Origin of the sequence: Xanthomonas prunicola, assembly GCF_025266575.1 — a bacterium.
Taxonomy (GTDB): domain Bacteria; phylum Pseudomonadota; class Gammaproteobacteria; order Xanthomonadales; family Xanthomonadaceae; genus Xanthomonas; species Xanthomonas prunicola.
The window spans coordinates 674,424-695,481 of sequence record NZ_CP096142.1 but is presented as its reverse complement, the minus strand read 5'-3'; the positions used below and the strand labels follow the sequence as shown (position 1 = coordinate 695,481).

The following is a 21,058-nucleotide window of genomic DNA, read 5'->3' as shown; positions in this document are numbered from 1 at the left end:
GGCGTCTGCGAGCTGACCGGCGGGGTAGACCAATTGCGCGCACGCCTACGTGCGAGGGGCGCTGCGGCGTCAGATGCCGAGCGCGCGCGGCTCGTTCCAACGTGCACTGCGCTCCCATATCTGCGCGAATTCGCGCTCTAACTGGCGGCTACGCGCTGCGCCGGACAACCAGGTTTCGCCATCATCGAAGCGGTGACCTGTTGGACGAAAGTAGTAGGCATCGTCGCCGACAACATAGACCGATGCAAAACTTGCATCGACTGGGTCGCTGACCGCGCGGAACCAGAACACGCTGGGCAGGCGCTGTGCCAGCCGCAGCATTGCACTGCTGCCCGCGTTGGCGCTGGCGGGGTCTTGCACCAAGACATGCACGCGCTTGTCGTGGCGGGCGGTGGCGAAGCGGCGCAGCGCATCGAGCACGGCGGGGTTGTCGAACAACGGCGGGTCCAGGGCGCGGGTGTAGATCAGCACCTGGCGGCGCGCAGCGTAGAGCAGACCAGTGGTGGCGGCCAGGGCTGCGGTGAGGGTCTCGACGGCCATCGGGCCATCAAGGCGACGATGCACGACGATGCCGGGCGCCGCGGGTGTCTGGCCGAGGCGCCCGGGTGAGGAGAGTGGGGTGGTGTCGGGCAGAAAGCCCTGGCGCGCGAAGACCGCCTCCGCGTTTGGGCTGGGGCTGGCGTGCAGGCTGGGCCAGCCGTGCTGTCGGGCCGTGTCGACGGCGGCAGCGAGCAGTTGGTCCGCAAATCCGCGGCGGCGCCAGTCGGGTAGAACGCCCAGCCGGTCGAGCCGGCGGTCGGCAGTGAGTCGCACCGAGGCGATCAACTGGCCATCCTCGGTGCGCGCTGCCAGATGCAGGCTGAGCGGGTCCAACGCATCCCACTCGGTAACGCTGGTGTCGTCAGCGGTGTCTGTGCTGCAGGCCAGCCGCAGCGCGCGCAGCGCCCCGGCATCGGAAGCCGGGTTCAGGGCGACGATCTGCGGCCTGGCGTGCTGGGTCATGCGGGTTTGGTGGCGTCGTGGCTGTCGTCGGAATCGGCGTCGTCGGCGATAGCGCTGGCGTCTTCCTGCTCGGCTGCGGCGGCGGCGTCGATTTCGGCAACAGCGTCCTGCACGGCATCCAGCGTCTCTGCCGGGTCGCCGGCGTCGTCAGCGACGTGTTCGACATCGGCATCCGCATCGATGGCGTAGTCCGCTTCCGGTGCGTCGTCTTCGGTGTCTGCGTCGTCGTGGTCGGAAGACGCGCGCAGGGCATGCACGTGGTCGTCGTCGGCGATATCCCCGTCGGCGTCTTCGTGGGCGCGCTGGTAATGGCCCTGTGCCAGCAGCTCTAGCACGACCTCGCGGCCACGCGGCGACAACTGCGCGTACAGCGTGCCGTCGATCTCTTCGGCCGCGGCCAGACGGGACGCATCCTTGGCCGACAGCGCGAACTCCAGTCCGCTGCAGAACAGCGTGGCGCCGCGCTTGGCACGCCGCCAGGCCAGACGCGACCAGGGGTGACGATGCAGCAGCACGCCTTCTTGCAGCGCCTGCTCGACCGCTTCGCGCGGGATGGGTTCTGGCGCCGGCACCACGTCGCCGGAGGCGCGGTAGGTGGTCATGAAACGACCGAACCAGTCGCCCAAGCGATCGGGATCGTTCATGCGCAACGCGTTGAGCGCTGCGACCACGCGGTTCATTGCGGTGACGTCGATCTCGTAAGGATCGGCCGGCACCGTGAGGTCTGCGTCGTGATAGCGCACGGCCTCGTCAGCGTCGGCAATCAAGGTGTCCAGGTAATCGCCGATCAGCTCGGCCGAGGACGGTGCGCGGGTGCCGATGGAGAAGGTCAGGCAGGCGTCTTCGGCCACGCCGTGATGCGGGATCAACGGCGGCAGATACAGCATGTCGCCCGGGCCCAGCACCCAATCGTGGGTCGGCTTGAACGCGCGCAGCAGCTTCAGCTCGACATCGTCGCGGAACGCCAGTGGGGTGGCCTTGCGGCCCTGCGCGGTGCGCGCGTCGATCTGCCAGCGGCGGTGGCCCTGGCCCTGCAGCAGGAAGACGTCGTAATGGTCGACATGCGCGCCCACCGAGCCGCCGGTAGCGGCGAAGCTGATCATGATGTCGTCGATGCGCCAGCGCGGCAGGAAGCGGAACTGCTCCAGCAGGGCGCGCACGTCGGCATCCCATTTGTCCACGTCCTGCACCAGCAAGGTCCAATCATGGTCGGGCAGGCCGGGGAAATCGGTTTCCTGGAACGGGCCGGTGCGCACGTCCCAGCTGTCGGTGGTGCGGTCGTGGCGGATCAGGCGCGCCAGTACGCCGTCTTCGCAGGCCAGCCCGGCCAGGTCTTCCGGCTGCAGCGGCGAGGCGAAGTCCGCGAACGCGTTACGGATCAATAGCGGGTGCTTGTGCCAGTAATTGCGCAGGAAACGCTCGACCGGCATGCCCAGCGGCTGTCCCGGACGGGCCTGGACTTCGATGGCAAGTGGGGTCGCTTTACGTACGGCCATTGCGGGGTCCTTACAAGGTGTAGAAGAGAGTGCGGTGCGCGGCATTGGCGCTGGATGGCCTATTGTCGACTGCCTGAGCCGGATGTGCACCTGTGCCGGGCACGCCGCACGCGCGGTCGTCCGCCGCCGCAGCACGGGTCAGGGTGTCCGATGGCACATGCGTGGTAGCGCCTGCACCGAAACACTGCGGCATCGCGGCCTTGGTGGGCTGCTCCCTATGCTTTGGAAAACTGCTTGCATGCATCGTCTGACGCTGCTGCTGGTGTTGACGGCGACGTTGGGAGTACACGGCGCCGCGCAGGCCGCCGATGACAAGGGGTGGTTCGGCCTGAGTTTCGCGGTGGAAAGCGAGGGGTTTTCGTTCAATCCCACGCTGACCTCGGTCACGATCGATTCGGTGAAGCCGGCCTCGCCCGCAGCCACCGCCGGGCTGCAGGTGGGCGATGCGATCGTGTCCGCTCAAGGCATCACGGTGGCTGGAAGCAAGGCCGATGTGCTCAAGCAGGCCGTCAACCGCAAGGTCGGGCAGACCCTGCGTTTCGTGATCGTGCGCGGTGCAGCCAAGCCGCGCGAGGTGACGCTAGTGGCCGCGCGGCGACCCTGATTGACGTGCCAAGAACTGCTTAAAAGCGCGGCGAGCAGTGGTCAGGTGGGTGCGGGCGGCGCTCAGAGTCGCAAGGTACGGGCGGTTTGCGATGATTCCGAGCACCGGCCGCGCCAGCCTGGCAGGGCGCAGTGGTTTTGTTCGCCGCGCTAAATCCGCACCGTTTGTAAAAGCATCGCCTGGTGGCGTTGCATGCGGTGCGGCCGTGCAGCGACGTGCATCTTGCTGATCTGGAGCGCGCATGCTAAAGCTGTGCGCATCACAATCGCACAGATCACATCACCTTGTTGCCGCTGCCACGGTCGTCCACTGTGGGTTTGCTGGATGGGTTGACGGTGTTGTCGTTGCCGGAAAACCGCACCTGTTTCACTTCGCGCGCCAGCACAAGATTCTTGTTGCCCTGGATGTCCACGCTATCGACGTTGGTCAGATTGAGCGTATTGCCGTGACCGGTCACGCTGAGCTGGCCAAGTTGCTCGTTGAGCACCGTGAAGTTGCTTCCTTCCACCCGAATGCTGCGCGCGGTATCCAGATTCATTGCGCCACGTGAGGCAGTGATGGTGACCGTGCCGCACTCGCCGTGCAGGATCCATTCGCTGTCATTGCGGGTCAGCCGGACATCCTTGCCGGCGCAGTCAGCGCCGCTGGCCGGATCGGTCAGCGTGGACGAGACCGCCGACAACGCCTGCGCGGCAGGGCCGTCGCCGCCGCATCCGCTCAGCGCAAAGACGCTTGCCAGCGTCAACAGGGACAGTGGGTGAGTGACACGCATCGCCGATCTCCCGAAGAGTAAGGCCGACACGATAGCAGTCCGGCTCGGTTACCCATGTGTAGGCCAGCGCCTGCTGTCCAGGCCGGTCTTGAGACGTGACGCGTGCGACGCGACGTGTGTCGCGGCGCAGGTGTCACTGATCCCGACGGTGCTTCATCGGCAGACGGTGACCCCCCGATGGCCCGGCGCTGATGATCGTCGATGACCTGATCCGCTCCGCAAGCTGACAGGGGGCTTGCGGGCGGGCCAGCTCAGATCGCGCGCGCCAGCTGCTCGGCCAGGCCGGTGTAAGCGCCCGGGGTGAGCGCGCGCAGCCGCTGCTTGTCGTCTTCCGGCAATTGCAGGCTTTCCACGAAGGCCTGCATCGACGCGGCGGTGATGCCTTGACCTCGGGTCAGGGCCTTGAGTTGTTCGTACGGGTTGGGCAGGCCGTGGCGGCGCATCACCGTCTGCACGGCTTCGGCCAGCACTTCCCAGGCCGCATCCAAATCGGCATCCAGGCGCTGCGGATTGACGGTCAGCTTGCCCAGGCCCTTGGCCAGCGAATCCAGCGCCACCTGGGTGTGGCCGAACGCGGTGCCGAGCGCGCGCAGCACGGTGGAATCGGTGAGGTCGCGCTGCCAGCGGCTGATCGGCAACTTGGCGGAAAAATGCTCAAACAGCGCGTTGGCGATGCCGAAATTGCCTTCGGCATTTTCGAAGTCGATCGGGTTGACCTTATGCGGCATCGTCGACGAGCCGACTTCGCCTTCTTTCAACTTCTGCTTGAAATAGCCCAGCGAGATATAGCCCCAGATGTCGCGTGCCAGGTCGATGAGGATGGTGTTGGCGCGGCGGCTGGCATCGCCGATTTCGGCCACGTTGTCGTGCGGCTCGATCTGGGTGGTGTAGGGGTTGAACACCAGGCCCAGGCTTTCCACGAAGCGCTGCGCAAAGTCGGCCCAGTCCAGATCCGGGTACGCCATCAGATGCGCGTTGTAATTGCCCACTGCGCCATTGATCTTGCCGGTCAGCTCGACCGCCGCGATCTGCTTGCGCTGGCGCTCCAGGCGGGCGACCACGTTGGCGATTTCCTTGCCCAGCGTGGTGGGCGAGGCGGTCTGGCCGTGGGTGCGCGAGAGCATCGGCTGGGCGGCCTGGGCGTGGGCGAGCGTGCGCAGCGCAGCGGTGACGCCGTCCAGACTGGGTAGCAGCACCTCGCGGCGTGCCTGCTCCAGCATCAGCCCGTAGCTCAGGTTGTTGATGTCTTCGCTGGTGCACGCAAAGTGCACGAATTCCAGCGCCGGAGCCAGCTCGGCGTCGTCCTTGAGCTGCTCCTTGATGAAGTACTCCACCGCCTTGACGTCATGGTTGGTGGTGCGTTCGATTTCCTTGACTCGCGCGGCATGGGCAACGCCGAAATCGTCGGCCAGCGCGCGCAGGCGCTGCGTGGCAGTCGCCGAGAACGGCGCCAGTTCGGCAATGCCCGGCTCGGCGGCCAGTGCCAGCAGCCATTCGATTTCGACCTTGACCCGCGCCTTGATCAGGCCGTATTCGGAGAAGACCGGGCGCAGCGCATCCACTTTGGAGGTGTAGCGGCCGTCGAGCGGGGACAGGGCGAGCAGGGCGGAATCCGACATGGGCAAGAGAGGCAGCGGTGACGGTGGGGCCAGCATTCTACGCCGCCAGCGCAGCGGTCAGGCCCAGTGCGTTGCAAAGTGGGGCGCCGAGCCCACGCCAGAGTCGGCTGAATGGCGGGTTACCTGCGCACCAGATGAGCCCGACACAGCGCAACCTGCACTTTATGGTAGAGCTCCCTGCGCTGTTTCCGGCTTGCCATGCGCCAGATCTTCGCTCGCCTCGCTCTCGCGATCCTGCCCGCCGCGCTGCCCGCCGCTGCGCAGGATGCCGACTTCGCTGCGCAGGCGGCGGCGCTGTATCGGACTCCGCCCGCGATCGCCGGTTGCCGTGCCGGCGAGCTGCAACCGGCGCAGCGACAACGCGTGCTGGCGCTGATCAACGACATCCGTCGGCTGCACGGTCTCGACGCGGTCGACTACGACCCGGCGGCCGAGCCCGAAGCCACCCAGGCGGCCTTGGTCATTGCCGCCAACGGCCGCCTCAGCCATACGCTGGCGCCGGACTGGCGCTGCTACTCCGACACCGCGGCCAAGGGCGCGCGCCGTAGCCTGATCTATGGCGGGGTCAGCTCCCCGCTGCTGCGTTTCTCCAGCGCCGAACAGATCGTGATCGAGTGGCTGACTGACGCCAACAATGTCAGCGCCGGTGGACTGGGGCACCGGCGCTGGCTGCTGGATCCGTTCCTGCAACGCGTCGCCTTCGGCATGGTCGCTGGTCGCGACGGCGCCGCGTTCAGCAGCGGTGCCGCGCTGCGCTTCGTTCCGGCGGTCGGCGTGGCCGCGCGGGCGCGCGCCGATTTCGTCGCCTGGCCGATCGGTGAGTACCCGCGCCGCTACTACGTCGACGAGGCGCTGTTGTCGTTCACCGCATTGCCGGACCGCAACCGCAAGTTCGCCAATCGCGATGTCGACTACGCCGATGCGCAGGTGCAGATCAGCGCGCGCGGCGGACGCCAGTTGCAGGTGCGCAACCTGAGCGATGACCACGAGGGTTTCGGGGTGCCCAATAGCCTGCAGTTCCGGGTGCCGCGCTTGCAGCCGGGTGTGATCTACGATGTGACCATCCGCGGGGTGCGGTTCGGCGGGCAGTCGCGCGATTACCGCTATTGGTTTCGCATCGGCGAATCGCCTCGCGCGTCCGCCGAATGAATCGAAGGCGTCAGCTGGCCGCGGTGCCAGTTGCGCCCACCGGACGCACCGTGACTGCCTGGATACGGTGGCCGGCCATGCCCCGCACGGTCAGCAGGTGGCCATCCAGTTCCAGCGTTTCGCCCTCTTCGGGCAAGCGCTGCAGCTGATACAGGATCAGCCCGCCGACCGAATTGACGTGGTCCGGTGCACTCAGATCCTGGCCGAGCAGGCGTTCCAGCCGAAAGATCGAAGTGCTGCCGGCGACCAATAGCGAGCCGTCCTGGCCACGGATCGGAGCATCGCGCACCACGTGGCGATGCTCGTCTTCGATCTCGCCGACCACCACTTCCAGCAGGTCTTCCAAAGTGAAAAAGCCCAGGATGCGGCCTTCTTCTTCCACGCACAGCGCCAAGTGGGTGGTGCCGGTGCGGAATTGCTCGAGCGCGCTGGGAATCGGCGTTTCCAGGGTCAGCACGGTAGCTGGGCGCAGCAGCGGGCGCAGATCTTCCAGGTCCTGGCCGCGTGCCATCGCCACCAACAGGTCCTTGGTGTGCAGGATGCCCAGCACCTGCTCGCCATCGGCATCGAACCAGGGGTAACGGCTGTAACGCGACTCACTGAACTCCGCCAGCACTGCTTCCAGGTTCATGCCTTCGCGCAGGCTGCGCAGATGCTCGCGCGGACGCATCAGATCGCCGGCGACCAGGTCCGGCAATTCCAGCGCGTGGCTCATCAAGGCCAGCCCTTGGTCGGGCGCAGCCGCGTTCGGGTCCTGGCGGCCGACGATCAGCATCAGTTCTTCGCGCGAATAGCGGTGCGAGTGATGTTCCACCTCCCCCCAGCCGAGCAGGCGCAGGAACCGGTTGGCGCTGGTGTTGAGCACCCAGATGGCCGGGTACATCAGCCAGTAGAAGACATACAGCGGCGCGGCGGTCCACAACGACATGCGTTCCGGACGGCGGATCGCCATCGTCTTGGGCGCCAGTTCGCCCAACACGATGTGCAGGAAGGAAATCAGGCTGAAGGCGATCGCCAGCGCAGTGACTTGTGCAGCTTCCGGCGACAGGCCCAGCGTATCGAACAATGGCTGCAGCAGATGCGCGAAGGCCGGCTCGCCGACCCAGCCCAATCCGAGCGAAGCCAGGGTGATGCCGAGCTGGCAGGCCGACAGATACGCATCCAGATGCGCATGCACGCCGAGCAGCAATCGCCCGCGCCAACCATTGGTTTGCGCCAGGCCCACCGCCTGCGTGTGCCGCAGCTTGACTAGCGCGAACTCGGCGGCAACAAAAAACCCATTCAACAGCACCAGCAACAGCGCGACGAATAGCAGCAGGACGTTACCCAACATGTCCGCCCCCCTGCGCTGCAAGAGCGGTACATCTGCGTGCTAGTGCATGTGCAGTGGCGGTGCGGAGTATCCCGGCAACATACGTTGAGTGTGCATGTCTACAGTCAGGCTCATCGCCCATGGCGGTTTGGTATCTCGTAGTGATCAGCCGGCAGCTTAGCCGACAGGGTGCGACGACATCGTCGCAACGCGGCAAGCGAGTATCGTAGACAGCCTCGCCAGCGTGGGTACGCCCGCCGCCAGCCATCCATCACCACAAATCAACAATGTGCGGAGAGTGCAGATGAGCGAACGTTTCAGGACCGAACACGACAGCATGGGTGAACTGCAGGTGCCCGCCGATGCGTTGTGGGGCGCGCAGACCCAGCGTGCGGTGCAGAATTTCCCGGTGTCCGGGCAGCCGATGCCGCGCGGTTTCATTCGCGCGCTGGGCTTGATCAAGGCGGCGGCGGCTGGCGTCAACGCCGAACTTGGATTGCTGCCGAAATCGATCGGCAAGACCGTGCAGGCCGCTGCCTTGCAAGTGGCCGAGGGCAGCTTCGATGCGCAGTTTCCCATCGATGTGTACCAGACTGGGTCGGGCACCTCGTCCAACATGAATGCCAACGAGGTCATCGCCACAGTGGCCACGCGCGCCGGCAAGGACGCGGTGCATCCCAACGATCACGTCAATCTCGGCCAGAGCTCCAACGACGTGGTGCCGACCGCCATTCGCGTGTCAGCATTGCTCGCCGTGCAGGAACATCTGCAACCGGCGCTCAAGCATCTGCGCAAGACCATCGACAAGCGCGCCAAATCGCTCGACAAGATCGTCAAGACCGGCCGCACGCATCTGATGGATGCGATGCCGCTGACCTTCGGACAGGAGTTCGGCGCATGGTCGGCGCAACTGAGTTCGGCGCAGGACCGGATCGACGATGCGTTGAAGCGCTTGCGGCGGTTGCCGCTAGGCGGCACTGCCATCGGCACCGGCATCAATGCCGACCCGCGCTTTGGCGGCAAGGTGGCCAAGGCCTTGTCCAGCCTGAGCGGGGCCAAGTTCGAGAGCGCAGAAAACAAGTTCGAAGGGCTTGCCGCGCAGGACGATGCGGTGGAATTGTCTGGCCAGCTCAACGCGCTGGCGGTGGCGCTGATCAAGATCGCAAACGATTTGCGCTGGATGAATGCCGGCCCATTGGCGGGCCTGGGCGAGATCGAATTGCCGGCGTTGCAGCCGGGCAGCTCGATCATGCCGGGCAAGGTCAATCCAGTGATTCCCGAAGCCACCGTGATGGCGTGCGCGCAGGTCATCGGCCACCACACCGCGATCACCGTGGCAGGTCAGACCGGCAACTTCCAGTTGAACGTGACGCTGCCGCTGATCGCTTACAACTTGCTGGATTCGATCACGCTGTTGGGCAACGTCTCGCGTTTGCTGGCCGACACGGCCATTGCCGGGCTGAAGGTACGCCAGGAGCGCGTCCGTGAGGCGCTGGACCGCAATCCCATTCTGGTGACTGCGCTGAATCCGATCATCGGTTACGAAAAAGCCGCGGCGATCGCCAAACGTGCCTACAAGGAGCAGCGCCCGGTGCTCGATGTGGCCAAGGAAGATAGCGGCCTCAGCGAAGTGGAACTGCGACGATTGCTCGACCCGGCCGCGTTGACGCGTGGCGGCATCCAGGCTGGCGGCGGTAGCGGCGGCTGATCACGGCTGTGCGTAGGAGTGCGGGTGCGCGATGCGGTGTTGTGGATAACTCTTCATCGCGCGCCAGCGCGTTCCTGCAGGTCTCTGGCTGCTTCTAGCCGCTTGGCTGAAACGGTCTGGGCGTCAATGCCGTTCGGCCTGCACGTTATTGAAACTCTCGCGATATGGCTGCAGCGGCGGAATTTCATCCAGCAACTCGCTACTGAGTTTCTGAATCTCCGGCGTGGCGGTCAGCTTGATCGACTTGTAATCCGGATCCGGGCCGGCCTCGTTGACTGCCTGCTGACGCAACATCTGCAGGTGGCCGAACAGCAGCTGCAATTTGGCGCGCGTCGGCTCTTTCTGCGGCAGCGCGATGTCGTCGATCTTGAGTGTGCCGTCCGGCGTGATTTCAGCGTTTGCAGCTGGCGGGCGGCGGATCATCACCGATTGGGTGGTGATGGCAACGCGCGGCTTGCCGCGTTCGGCGCGGCGGGATGATTGGTCGCCACAGGCGGCGAGCGTGCACAGCACAAGCGCCATGCAGAGCATCACGAACTTGTTCATTGGGTCGATGGATTGAGGGGAGCGCACTATTGTAATCCCGCTCCGGTCTGCGGATCGGCTAAGTGCCGGCCCGGTGCCTGCCAAAATGTCGCAGAGCGGGGACCCGTTTGGTCGCCGTGCATGCAACCGCGGTGCATGCAGTCTCCTGTCACCGCGCGTTCCCGACGATCCACGATCCAGTGCCGACGATCGAACAGCAGTTGCGCAGGCCAGGCCACACGCAGTCATCAAACCGCCGTGTTTGGAGCGGCTATGAAACCGGAGCGAGCAGTTGTCGGGTGGGCGTGGACGGCGCGCTGGGAACCGCAATGTACGAGTGGTCCATAAGGAGTCCAAGCACCGGCCGCGCCCGCCTGGCGGTGAGCGCAGTCGTTTTGCTCGCTGCTCTACTTACGGCAATCGTCGATGTCGTGTTGCGTCAGGGTCGAATACGGCGCAAATACGGGTACCAGCTGCACCGCTGCATCCTGTGCGGTGCGCAAGCTGGCTAGGTGCTCGCAGATCTGCATGGCCTTGTTCTTGAAGGTGTCTGCCTCGGCCTGGATCTTGTCGCCGATCTGATCGGAGTTGCCGCTAAGCACACCCTTGATCGCTTCGCCTGCCGCAAGTGCGCCAAACGCCGCGCCCTGGGTGCCGATATCGACGCCCTTCTTGGCCACGCCCTGCACCTGTGCGTAGTAATCGCGCATGGCCTTGCGCTGCGCCTCGTTCAAGTCCACCGGCTTGCCGTCGATGCTGAGCGCGCCATCCGCACTGATGGTGGCGGCGGGCAGGCTATCGCGTTTGAGCGTCAAGCTCTTGCCGTTGAAGGTGACGCCGGTGCTGTCGGCCTGGCCGGACACGTTGACGGTGGGCTCGGACTTACCGCAGCCCACCAGCAACATGCTCATCACTACCGCTGAAACAAGCAATTTCATCAGCAATTCCCCCGCATCCTGAAAGAAGTCGTCATTTGTCTGCCGGCACCCGCGTACTGCCGGTGACATCGCTTACATCGATATCGCCGCTGCCTTTGCGCGCTACGCTCAGGTCGCCACGCACTTTGCGGACAGCCAACGTGCCGGAAGCGATCGACTCCACGTTGACATTGCCTTGCACATCGCGGATCTCGACATCGCCCGAGCCGATCGTGCCGAACTTGATGTTGCCTGCCACGCCCTGCAGCTTGATCTCGCCGGACTCCACTTTCGCCACCTCTGCCGCGCCATATACCTCACGCGCCTTGAGATCGCCCGAGCCCACTGCCAGCACGCGCAGTGCGCCCAGATCTTCCAGCTCGACATCGCCGGAGCCGACCTTGGCGGTCACGCGGCCTTTGGTGTGACGAATCGTCATGTCGCCGGAACCCACGTCGGCGCTCACTGCAGCGGCGCCCTTGATCTGGGCCTCGCCGGAACCCACGTCGAATTGCACCAGCAGCGTGTTGGGCACGCTGCCGCGCAGATCCAGGTAGGAATAGCTGTTGCCGAACGAAAACCGGCGGTCATTGTTCAAGGTCACCACCAACTTATCGCCGACGCGCTTCTGGGTCACGGTCAGGCTCTTGAGCAACTCAGCCCTGGCAGCGCAGGCGCGCCCGCTCAGCTTTCTGCTGCCACTGGGTAATGCGTCCAGATGCAGGTCGTTGGAGGCGACCTCGAACAGCACCGACTTCACGCCGGTCAGCTGCAAGTCCAGGCTGCGCGGTTCGGAGAATTTGCACTGCTCCTCTGCCGCTGCGGCGCCGGGCAATGCAAACAGGATGGCCAAGCTCAGGATCAGGCGCATGCGATGTCTCTCAGGCTTCGGCGCGCCGACGGCGCAGGTAGATGGAAGCGGCGATCAAGGCGATACCAATGGCTGCGCCGATCCAGATATCCGGGCTGCCATACACGAGCGTGCTGTCGGTGTGCTGCAGCGCCCATTGCACCAGGTCGCTAGGGTTTTGCAGCGCGCTGCTGTCCAGATTTCCGTTGACCGCAAGCGGCGACCAGGTGCCGGGCAGGGCGCTGAGCAGGCCGCGGTAGCCGACGATGTACCAGATCCAGCCGATCGGCAGCGACACGCCCGGCATCGCCGAGAGAATGCTCAGCATCACGCAAGCCAGCAGCGGAAACAGCACTGCCCACAGGAACGGCTTGCTGTTGGCCCAGGCCGAGCAGAACATCAGCCAGCCCACGGTCGGCAGCGCCCACAACAGGCTCATCGGCACGGTTTTCAGCAACAGCCAGAGCAGCGAGAACGGGTGCGAATGGGTCGCCATCGCCCAGGGGCTGGGCACGCCTGCAATCGATGCGCCAACGATGGCGATCAACCACAGCGCCATGCCGACCGCCGCACCGATCACGATGGAGATCAGCGGCGCCAGCAGCAATGCCCAGGCGGCCTTGGACAACACCGTCTGCACGTCGGACACCGGCAAGGATTTCCAGAACAGCACGCTGCGGTCGCGGCGGTCGTCGTACAGGCTGCCGAGTGCGTAGAAAAACACCACGAACGCGAGCACCACCGAGGCGATCCCGATGCCGCCCAGCAACAGGCCGTCACCAACCTGGCCCAGCGTGCGCGTGTATTCGGCCAGATCGTCCATGGTGATGCTGTCGCCGACCATGTTGCGGCGCGCACTGATCGCACCGATCACCGCGCCCAGCAGCGCGAAGAACACCGCAATGCCACCGGTGATGACCTGTGCCCACACGAAGCCGCCACGGTGCTCCCAGTACTCGCGCTTGAGCAGCCAGGCAAAGGTGCGTGCGGGTGATGCTTGGTTGGTCACTGCATTCATGCGTAGGTCCCCTTCATGACCGCAACGAACAGGTCGGCTAGGCCGGGATTGCGGGTTTCGCCGAAACGGGCGAGCTGGTCTTTCGGCACGCCATCGAACAACATCACCGTCTTGCCAAACGGCAGGCTGCGCTCGTCGATCGGCTTCAAGGCGCGCGCTACATCCAGATGGTCGGCACCGACCAACACTTCGGTGTAGCGCTCCGAGACGCTTTCCATATCGGCGGTGAGCACGATGCGGCCGTCGCGGATGAACATCACATCGGTGAGGATGTGTTCGATCTCCTCGACCTGGTGCGTGGTGACGATGATGGTCTTCTGCTCATCGAAGTAATCCTCCAGCAGACGCTGGTAAAACTGCTTGCGGTAGAGGATGTCCAGGCCCAGGGTCGGTTCGTCCAGCACCAGGATGCGGGCGTCGATCGCCATCACCAGCGCCAGATGCAGCTGCACGATCATGCCCTTGGACAACTCGCGCACCCGTGATTTGCGGTTGAGCTGGGTGTTGGCCAGGAAGCGTTCGCACTTGGCGCGATCGAAGCGCGGATGCACGCCGGCAACGAAATCGATCGCTTCGCCCACCCGCAGCCAGCGCGGCAGCACTGCCACGTCGGCGATGAAGCAGACCTCGTTCATCAATGCGTTGCGCTGGGTACGCGGATCCATCCCCAACACCTGCAACTCGCCATCGAAATCGGTCAGCCCCAGCACCGCCTTGAGCGCGGTGGTCTTGCCGGCGCCGTTGGGGCCGATCAGGCCGATGATGCGGCCGGCGTCGATGGTGAAGCTGGTGTTGTCCAGCGCGAGCCGATGCTTGTAGGCCTTGCGCAGGCCACGTGCGTCGACCACATGGTCGGAGGAGACGGCGGTCATGGTGTTTTTCCCTGTGGCAACAGATCGTCGATGGACAGTCCCAGGCGCTGGATCCTTTCCAGCACAGCGGGCCATTCTTCATTCAAGAAACGCTCGCGTTCGCTGCCACGCAGTTTCTGTGCGGCTTCCGGGGTCATGAACATGCCCAGGCCGCGGCGTTTCTCCACTAGGTTCTCGTCGGCCAATTCCTGATAGGCGCGCGAGACGGTGATGGGGTTGAGTTGGTAGTCGGCCGCCACTTGGCGCACCGAGGGCAGGGCATCGCCGGGCTTGAGGATTCCATCGAGCATCATGGCAATCACCCGTTCCTTGAGTTGGCGGTAGATGGGAGCGCCGTCGCTCCACTGAATGTCATTCATGATCAGCTCCGTGGGCGCAGAGCCTGCGCGAAGGAGAAATAGGGCATCGACAGCGAAGCGCGCACATGCCGGCCAGGCCGTGAAGGCGCTTCGGGGGGAGTCGTCGCGTTTTCCGTAACCGCCTCCGACACGCCATAATCGGCGCCGGACTCCGTCACCTGACTGGAAGCGGCTCCCAGGCAACCAATGGCAAACAGGGTGCTGCCGAACAGCAACAGCGGAACTGGTCGCGTGAAGCGTGTGCTGTTCATGCTTTCCCCCTGCGTTGGATGACTGGTGTTGTATTCAACTATAACACCGACACGCAGACCGTCAACTGTTTGTCATCCCCAACTGATGGCACCCCCTCACCGGTGCGCCGCCTCAACTCTCCAAGGGCATTGCTCATGTTGCTCAATCGTCTACTGGCTCTTGTATTTACTGGCTTTTTTGCAACATCGGCGTTCGCCGCCGGCACCCCGGTGCTGGATGTGGACTACCGGCCGCTGGCCGGCAAGGCCCCGATCAACCTGAACCGTGCCTACGGCGGCAAGGTCGTGCTGGTGGTCAATACCGCCAGCAAGTGCGGCTACACCCCGCAGTACGAAGGTCTGGAAGCGCTCAACCAGCGCTTTGCCAGCCGCGGCTTCAGCGTGCTGGGCTTCCCGTCGAACGATTTCCAGGGCCAGGAACCCGGATCTGAGAAACAGATCCAGGAATTCTGCACGCTGACCTATGGCGTCAAGTTCCCGATGTTTGAGAAGGTGCATGTGCTGGGTGCCGAGGCGACGCCGCTGTATCAGCGCCTGACCCAGGCCACTGGCGTGGCGCCGGGCTGGAACTTCCACAAGTACCTGATTAGTCGCGATGGTCGTGTGGTTGCGCAGTTCCCCAGCAAGATCAAACCGGACGATCCGAGCGTGCTGGCAGCAATCGAACGCGAGCTCAAGGCACCGTCGCGCTGAGTGCGGCGAGCGCATCGCCGCGCGCGCATGCGACAATGCGCATTCAGCGCCATCGGTGGCGTGTCTTTATCACTTTTGGGAAGTGCATCGAATGAAGATGGGAAAGCGCGGCGCGGCGGCGTCGTTACTGATGGTGGCACTGTCGGCATCGATGCCGGCGATGTCGCAGCAACCGGCCGCAGCGGCCACCAAGGAGAAGCCAGCTTTGAATGCCTCGTCTGAGAAGAGCACGCGCGACAACGTCAGTTACGCCATCGGTATGGACGTGGCACGTTCGTTCGAGCCAATCGCTCAGGACATCGATGTGAACGCGATGCAACGCGCCATCGAAAATGCATTCAAGGGCGGCAAGCCGCTGTTGTCGGATGAGCAGACCCAGGCCACCGATACCGCACTGCGTACCGCGCTTGCTGCCCGTAACGGTCAGCAGGTGCCAGGCATGGCGCCGGGTGCCGCGCCGGCTGCACCGTCCAAGGAAAATGTCGGCCTGATGCTCGGCGATCGTGCGGTGGGTCCGTCGTTGGCTGGCATCAAGGACGAGATCGACCTGTCGGTCCTGATGGAAGCGGTACGTACCGTGTTTGCCAAAGGCACCACGCGTCTGACCCAGCAGGAAGCGATGGCCACCATGCAGGCGTTCGCCTCTGCCAAGCAGGGCGCTGTCGGAGCCAAGAATCGCGAAGAAGGCAATGCCTTCCTTGCCAAGAACAAGACCGAGAAGGGCGTGATCACCACCGCGTCCGGCCTGCAGTACATGGTGTTGCGCCAGGGCAGCGGCGAGCGCCCGATGCGGACCAACAAGGTGCGTGTGAACTACGAGGGTAAGCTGCTTAACGGGCAGGTCTTCGATAGTTCCTACCAGCGCGGCCAGCCGGCGGAGTTCGGCCTGGATCAAGTGATTCCCGGTTGGACCGAGGGCGTCGCGTTGATGCCGGTCGGTTCGAAATATCGTTTCTGGATTCCATCCAACTTGGCCTATGGCCCGAACGGCACGCAGGGGATCGGACCTGACGCAACGTTGACGTTCGATGTCGAGCTGATGGGTATCCTTCCCTGATCCCCCACAGAGAGTACCCCCACCCATGCGAGTTGCGATCTTTGGTACCGGTTATGTTGGTCTCGTCACCGGAACCTGTCTGGCCGAAGTCGGTCATCACGTTATCTGTGTAGACATCGATCAGGCGAAAGTTGATGGTCTCAATCGTGGGGTGATTCCCATCTATGAACCCGGCCTTGAGCCGATGGTGAAAGCCAACCACGCCTCCGGCCGGTTGCGCTTCACCACTGATGCTGCCGAGGCAATTGCGCACGGCGAAATCACCTTTATCGCCGTGGGCACGCCGCCGGATGAAGACGGCAGCGCCGACCTGCAGTATGTCCTGGCGGTTGCGCGTACGGTCGGCCGCCATATCGATGGACCCGCGGTTGTGGTGAACAAGTCCACCGTGCCGGTCGGCACCGCCGACAAGGTGCGTGTGGCAATCCAGGAAGAACTGGACGCGCGCGGCGTAGACCATGAGTTCGACGTGGTTTCCAACCCTGAGTTCCTCAAGGAAGGCGATGCGGTGGCCGACTGCATGCGTCCCGATCGCATCGTGATCGGTGCCAAGAAGCCGGCCGCCATTGCGCGGATGCGTCGTCTGTATGCACCGTTCAATCGCAACCGCGATCGCATCGTGGAAATGGACGTGCGTTCGGCCGAGCTGACCAAGTACGCGGCGAACGCGATGCTGGCGACAAAGATCAGTTTCATGAACGAGATCGCCAACATTGCCGAGCGTGTGGGTGCGGACGTCGAGCATGTGCGTAACGGCATCGGCTCGGACCCGCGGATCGGCTGGCACTTCATCTACCCGGGCGCCGGTTACGGTGGCTCGTGCTTCCCGAAGGACGTGCAGGCACTGGCCAAGACGGCTGAGCAGTACGGCATGCAGCCGACCCTGCTCAACGCAGTGGAAAGCGTCAACAACGCGCAGAAGGGCCATCTGTTCGAACTGGTGCAGCGTCATTACGGCACCGAAGGCACCGGTAGCGTGGCCGGCAAGACGTTTGCGGTCTGGGGCCTGGCGTTCAAGCCCAACACCGACGACATGCGTGCCGCGTCCAGCCGTCGCCTGATGGAGCAGTTGTGGGAAGCCGGTGCCACCGTGCGCGCCTATGACCCGGAAGCCACCCATGAAGCCAAGCGCATCTTCGGCGAGCGTGATGATCTGACCTTCTGCGACGATGCGTTCTCCGCACTGGAAGGCGCGGATGCACTAGTCGTGGTCACCGAGTGGAAGCAGTTCCGCAGCCCGGACTTCGGCAAGATCAAGCAGGCCTTGAAGGACGACGTCGTGTTCGACGGTCGCAACCTGTACGACCCGCAGGAAATCGAAGCCGCTGGTCTTGCGTACTACGCTATCGGACGAGGCCGTTCGTTGCATGCATGAGCAACTCTCGCCGCGCGACCAGATCGTGGAAGCGCGGTTGGTTGAACTGGAAACGCGCCTCTCCTTTCAGGAGCAGGCGCTCAACGAACTGAGTGAAGCACTTGCGGACGCCCGTTTGACGGGCGCCCGCAATGCCGAACTGATCCGCCACCTGCTTGAGGATCTGGGCAAGGTGCGCTCCACGTTGTTTGCCGATGCAGCGGATGAGCCGCCGCCTCCGCACTATTGATTGCAGATTGCCACCGCCATGAGCGATACCTTACGTGACCAATTGCTTGGGTTGGGCTTCAGGTCCGCGCCCAAGCCCGAACGCAAACCCGACGCACGGCCTGCAGCGCGTGCGCATGGCAACGGTGGCAAGCCAGCACCCGGCGGCAATAGGCCTGGCCAGGGCAGGGGGCCGCAGCGGCCGCCTGCCGCTGCGGCGACCGACGGCAAGGGCGATCGCAACCCCAATGGCAGGCCCGAGCGTCGTCATGACGGCAAGCCCGGCGCCGCGCCGCGTCCGCAGCATCCTGCTGCAGACCGTCGTGGCCCCAGGCCGGCACGCACGCGCGAAGATATCGATCTGGCCAAGGCGTATGCGATCCGTGCGCAGCGCGAGAAAGACGAGCGCATCGAAGCCGAGCGATTGAAGCAGGAAGAAGCACGCCTGCGTCGCCAAGCCAAGGCCAAGCTCGAAGAGTTAGTGAAAGACAAAGGGTTGAACGATGCCGCTGCGGATATCGCCCGGCACTTTCCGTATGGCGGCAAGATCAAGCGCATTTACGTCACCGCCGATCAGCTCAAGGCGCTCAACGCCGGCGAGCTGGGCGTGCTGCAACTCAACGGGCGCTATCTGCTGGTGACTGCCGAGGTGCTCGCCGAAGCCGAAGCGGTGTTCGCGGCATCGGTCGCCTTGAAAGTGGACCCGAACGCACCGGCGGGCGACGACCCGTACGCGGACCCCAAATACCAGGTGCCCGACGACTTGGTTTGGTAAGGCTGCGCTACCTTGAGTGTGGTGTGAGTGGGCGCCTGCGGGCGCCCATTTTTCGTTGCGTGTTACCGAAAGGCAGAAGAGGCGCGACCGCAGCAGCATCCGCATCACAAGCATCACGGTGTCGGGCGCAGCCTGCGTGCTGGGTCTTTGGATATGAGTTCCCCTGGAATGCCGTCACCGCGCACCACAGCCGGTAACCCGGAAAACAACGCACAGAGCGCCGCTATACAAGCAGATCACGGCTGGCGCGGCACCATGCGCGCCGTTGCTGGTCGATGCAGGCAGGCTTATCGTGCTGTGGCGTTGCCCTTTTCTTGCTCGCTCCGTCTGCCAATGGTGCTGCGTATGTCCATGTCGTCGAAACCCTTGAAATTCCATGCCGATGCATCTGTCGAATCTCGTGCAGTTGGTGGCGCGCGTGTGCAGGCGACAGGCCGAGCGGTCTCGGCCGTGGTAGTGCTCGCACTGTGCCTGGCCAGCGGCCATGCCATCGCACAGGCAGACGATGCACCAGCATTCGACCGCCCGGGTATTCCGTTCTCTGCGGAGGTAGTGCAGCCAGGTGCGTTCGCCTGGGAACAGGGCTTGCCGGATGCAAGTACCGATCGCAGCGATGGGCAACGCACCACCCAATACACTGCCGATACGCTGCTGCGCCTGGGGCTGTTCCAGAACGTCGAACTGCAGCTCGGGAGCGACAGCTACAACTGGCAGCATGGCGGGGGCGCGCGGGTGCGTGGCGGTGGCGACAGCAGTGTTGGATTAAAGGTGTCATTGCCCTCGCGTTCGGATAGTTTTCATTGGGCTGCACTGGGCACCTACAGCGTGCCGACCGGCAGCCCGGCATTCAGCGACGGCTATGCGCGCGAACTCGGTGTGACCGCGTCCTGGGACCTGCCGCAGCAACGCGCCATCGCGGTGTACGTCAATTACGCCCGCGACGATGATGGGGATACCTGGACCTTCGCGCCCAATTACACGTTTTTCTCCGGCGATCATTTCAGCAGCTACGTGGAAGCGGGTTTCGATATCGGCAGCGAGCATTCGCGCGTGGCTGGTGCAGGCGGCGCCTGGCAGCTGCCGCATGCGATGCAGCTGGACGTGTCGGTGTTGCGTGGCCTGACGTCGGAAAGCCCGGATTGGCAGGGCGGAATCGGGCTGTCGATCGCGTTCGAATGAGCGAGGAAGGTGCGGCCACCGTGATCAACGCTTGGGCGGAGTCTTGCGCTGATTTCTGTACGGTGGCTGGATTGTCTATGTTGCAGTGCCGCATGCATTGGTTGCGCAGAAAAGGCCTAATTGGATCGATCCAATTTGATGCCAATCCATGTGCATTCCTGCCACCGCAAGCCGCGTCGCGTGATGCACGCCAAGCCGACACCCGAGGCGACTGAGGACATCGACGCGCCACGCGTGCGTCGCGGTGCGGTGACCTTGCGCGATATCGCCGGCGCCATAGGCGTATCGCGGGCGACAGTGTCGCTGGTACTGCGTGGCAGCCCGTTGGTGCACGCGCGCACGCGCGCACGCGTGGAGGCCGAGCTGGATCGGCAGAATTACGTCTACAACCGTGCCGCTGCGAATTTGCGCCAGCGCACCTCGTCCAGCATCGCGCTGGTGATCAACGACTTGTCCAACCCGTTTTTTGCCGAATTCGCTGCCGGTGTCGACGAGGCGTTGGCCGCTGCCGGTTATGTGACCTTGCTCGGCAGCACCGGCGAATCGACGCAGCGTCAGCAGGCCGTGCTGACCTCGCTGATGGAGCACACGCCGGCGGGCATCATCCTGTCGCCGGCCGAAGGCAGTCAGGCGCAGGCGCTGACCCAGGTACTCGGCCGCCAACGTAACGTGGTGCTGTTCAACCGCGAGGTAGAAGGCGCGCAGTGGGATTTGCTGGCGTTGGACAATGCGCAGGGCGCGTTTCTGGCTTGCAGGCATCTGATCGCGCAAGGGCATCAGCGCATCGTGTTTTTCGGTGGGCATGCTGCATCCAGTTCCTGCCGCCAGCGTCGCGCAGGCTACGCGCGCGCGATGCAGGAAGCTGATTTGAAAGTACAGTACGTCGAGTCGGCGCCCAATCGCCAGGACGCTGCACTATGTGGCGTGGGCTTGCTGAGCAATGATGCGCAAGCTGTGACTGCGGCAGTCTGTTACAACGACAGCGTTGCGCTGGGTTTGATGGCGGCGCTGGCCAAGCACGGCATCGTGCCGGGCCGCGACTTTGCGGTGACCGGCTTCGACGATATTGCCGAAGCAGCCTTGTTCACGCCTGCATTGACCACGTTGGCCGCAGACCCGCGTGCGCGTGGCAGACAGGCCGCGCAACTGGTATTGCAGCGGATCGGCAGCCCCGAGCTCGCCTCGCAGCAGTTGACCGCGGCAGTCGCTCTGAACATTCGCGCAAGCAGCGCCTGCGCGCCAACACCTCACATGTCATCACCTCCCCCAAGCAGTCCATCCGCCCATTTCCCCCACAAGGCCTCAGGCCGCTGACCAG

The 21,058-nt window shown here is 64.1% G+C and carries 22 protein-coding genes and 1 other RNA gene; 10 read left to right on the top strand and 13 right to left on the bottom strand.

Features of this window, described 5'->3' with window-relative positions; translation table 11 throughout:
- Nucleotides 1-69: 69 nt before the first annotated feature.
- Entirely contained in the window at nucleotides 70-1,002 is a 933-nt protein-coding gene (locus M0D43_RS02675; protein WP_252163510.1) for a GNAT family N-acetyltransferase, read from the bottom strand.
- Nucleotides 999-2,498, bottom strand: coding sequence for a ribosomal protein uL16 3-hydroxylase (locus tag M0D43_RS02670; protein ID WP_252163509.1), 1,500 nt, complete (start codon nucleotides 2,496-2,498; stop codon nucleotides 999-1,001). The genes M0D43_RS02675 and M0D43_RS02670 overlap by 4 nt, the downstream gene beginning before the upstream one ends.
- A 340-nt stretch (nucleotides 2,499-2,838) precedes the next feature.
- On the opposite strand from M0D43_RS02670, the gene M0D43_RS02665 reads away from it, so the two are divergent.
- Entirely contained in the window at nucleotides 2,839-3,102 is a 264-nt protein-coding gene (locus M0D43_RS02665) for a PDZ domain-containing protein (RefSeq protein ID WP_252164946.1), read from the top strand.
- A 274-nt stretch (nucleotides 3,103-3,376) separates the two neighbouring features.
- Here the strand turns inward: M0D43_RS02665 and M0D43_RS02660 are convergent, their stop codons facing one another.
- Both M0D43_RS02660 and purB read right to left on the bottom strand, forming a co-directional pair.
- Complete coding sequence (locus M0D43_RS02660) at nucleotides 3,377-3,874, bottom strand: DUF3060 domain-containing protein (RefSeq protein ID WP_252163508.1); 498 nt, start codon at nucleotides 3,872-3,874, stop codon at nucleotides 3,377-3,379.
- 251 nt (nucleotides 3,875-4,125) lie between these two features.
- Nucleotides 4,126-5,493 (bottom strand): adenylosuccinate lyase, encoded by a 1,368-nt coding sequence (gene purB / locus M0D43_RS02655; protein ID WP_252163507.1) that lies wholly within the window; start codon nucleotides 5,491-5,493, stop codon nucleotides 4,126-4,128.
- Nucleotides 5,494-5,691: 198 nt separating this feature from the next.
- On the opposite strand from purB, the gene M0D43_RS02650 reads away from it, so the two are divergent.
- Nucleotides 5,692-6,642 carry a CAP domain-containing protein gene (locus M0D43_RS02650; protein WP_252163506.1) on the top strand — a complete coding sequence of 317 codons (951 nt, stop codon included), beginning with the start codon at nucleotides 5,692-5,694 and terminating at the stop codon, nucleotides 6,640-6,642.
- Between the two features lie 10 nt (nucleotides 6,643-6,652).
- Here M0D43_RS02650 and M0D43_RS02645 read toward each other — a convergent pair whose 3' ends face one another.
- Nucleotides 6,653-7,975, bottom strand: coding sequence for a hemolysin family protein (locus M0D43_RS02645; protein ID WP_252163505.1), 1,323 nt, complete (start codon nucleotides 7,973-7,975; stop codon nucleotides 6,653-6,655).
- 283 nt (nucleotides 7,976-8,258) lie between these two features.
- Between M0D43_RS02645 and M0D43_RS02640 the strand changes: the two genes are divergently transcribed.
- A complete protein-coding gene (locus tag M0D43_RS02640) occupies nucleotides 8,259-9,662 on the top strand; it encodes a class II fumarate hydratase (RefSeq protein WP_252163504.1) in 1,404 nt (467 codons plus the stop codon).
- A gap of 123 nt (nucleotides 9,663-9,785) precedes the next feature.
- On the opposite strand, the gene M0D43_RS02635 is transcribed toward M0D43_RS02640, so the two are convergent.
- The 8 genes from M0D43_RS02635 to M0D43_RS02600 form a co-directional block, all read right to left on the bottom strand.
- Nucleotides 9,786-10,208, bottom strand: a complete 423-nt coding sequence (locus M0D43_RS02635; protein WP_260807817.1) for a hypothetical protein — start codon at nucleotides 10,206-10,208, stop codon at nucleotides 9,786-9,788.
- Between the two features lie 248 nt (nucleotides 10,209-10,456).
- Nucleotides 10,457-10,533: non-coding RNA, sX9 sRNA (locus M0D43_RS02630), on the bottom strand.
- A 61-nt stretch (nucleotides 10,534-10,594) separates the two neighbouring features.
- Nucleotides 10,595-11,125 (bottom strand): DUF2884 family protein, encoded by a 531-nt coding sequence (locus M0D43_RS02625; RefSeq protein WP_252163502.1) that lies wholly within the window; start codon nucleotides 11,123-11,125, stop codon nucleotides 10,595-10,597.
- A gap of 31 nt (nucleotides 11,126-11,156) precedes the next feature.
- Nucleotides 11,157-11,975, bottom strand: coding sequence for a GIN domain-containing protein (locus M0D43_RS02620; protein ID WP_252163501.1), 819 nt, complete (start codon nucleotides 11,973-11,975; stop codon nucleotides 11,157-11,159).
- A 10-nt stretch (nucleotides 11,976-11,985) separates the two neighbouring features.
- Nucleotides 11,986-12,972 carry an ABC transporter permease gene (locus M0D43_RS02615; protein ID WP_101363203.1) on the bottom strand — a complete coding sequence of 329 codons (987 nt, stop codon included), beginning with the start codon at nucleotides 12,970-12,972 and terminating at the stop codon, nucleotides 11,986-11,988.
- Entirely contained in the window at nucleotides 12,969-13,844 is an 876-nt protein-coding gene (locus tag M0D43_RS02610; protein WP_252163500.1) for an ABC transporter ATP-binding protein, read from the bottom strand. Before M0D43_RS02610 ends, M0D43_RS02615 begins: the two co-directional genes overlap by 4 nt.
- Nucleotides 13,841-14,203 (bottom strand): GntR family transcriptional regulator, encoded by a 363-nt coding sequence (locus M0D43_RS02605; protein WP_003483692.1) that lies wholly within the window; start codon nucleotides 14,201-14,203, stop codon nucleotides 13,841-13,843. The genes M0D43_RS02610 and M0D43_RS02605 overlap by 4 nt, the downstream gene beginning before the upstream one ends.
- Before the next feature lie 2 nt (nucleotides 14,204-14,205).
- Entirely contained in the window at nucleotides 14,206-14,454 is a 249-nt protein-coding gene (locus M0D43_RS02600) for a hypothetical protein (protein ID WP_252164945.1), read from the bottom strand.
- A 135-nt stretch (nucleotides 14,455-14,589) separates the two neighbouring features.
- On the opposite strand from M0D43_RS02600, the gene M0D43_RS02595 reads away from it, so the two are divergent.
- The 7 genes from M0D43_RS02595 to M0D43_RS02565 all read left to right on the top strand — a co-directional run bounded on the left by M0D43_RS02595 (nucleotide 14,590) and on the right by M0D43_RS02565 (nucleotide 21,054).
- On the top strand, nucleotides 14,590-15,147 hold the full coding sequence (locus tag M0D43_RS02595; RefSeq protein WP_252163499.1) for a glutathione peroxidase: 558 nt from the start codon (nucleotides 14,590-14,592) through the stop codon (nucleotides 15,145-15,147).
- 91 nt (nucleotides 15,148-15,238) lie between these two features.
- Complete coding sequence (locus M0D43_RS02590; RefSeq protein WP_260807815.1) at nucleotides 15,239-16,204, top strand: FKBP-type peptidyl-prolyl cis-trans isomerase; 966 nt, start codon at nucleotides 15,239-15,241, stop codon at nucleotides 16,202-16,204.
- 25 nt (nucleotides 16,205-16,229) lie between these two features.
- Nucleotides 16,230-17,579, top strand: a complete 1,350-nt coding sequence (locus M0D43_RS02585; RefSeq protein WP_101363199.1) for a UDP-glucose dehydrogenase family protein — start codon at nucleotides 16,230-16,232, stop codon at nucleotides 17,577-17,579.
- Entirely contained in the window at nucleotides 17,572-17,808 is a 237-nt protein-coding gene (locus M0D43_RS02580) for a SlyX family protein (protein WP_252163497.1), read from the top strand. The genes M0D43_RS02585 and M0D43_RS02580 overlap by 8 nt, the downstream gene beginning before the upstream one ends.
- 18 nt (nucleotides 17,809-17,826) lie before the next feature.
- A complete protein-coding gene (locus M0D43_RS02575) occupies nucleotides 17,827-18,561 on the top strand; it encodes a DUF2058 domain-containing protein (protein ID WP_343231750.1) in 735 nt (244 codons plus the stop codon).
- Nucleotides 18,562-18,894: 333 nt separating this feature from the next.
- A complete protein-coding gene (locus M0D43_RS02570; protein ID WP_252163495.1) occupies nucleotides 18,895-19,740 on the top strand; it encodes a transporter in 846 nt (281 codons plus the stop codon).
- A gap of 138 nt (nucleotides 19,741-19,878) precedes the next feature.
- A complete protein-coding gene (locus M0D43_RS02565; protein ID WP_252163494.1) occupies nucleotides 19,879-21,054 on the top strand; it encodes a LacI family DNA-binding transcriptional regulator in 1,176 nt (391 codons plus the stop codon).
- The last annotated feature ends 4 nt before the right edge of the window (nucleotides 21,055-21,058 follow it).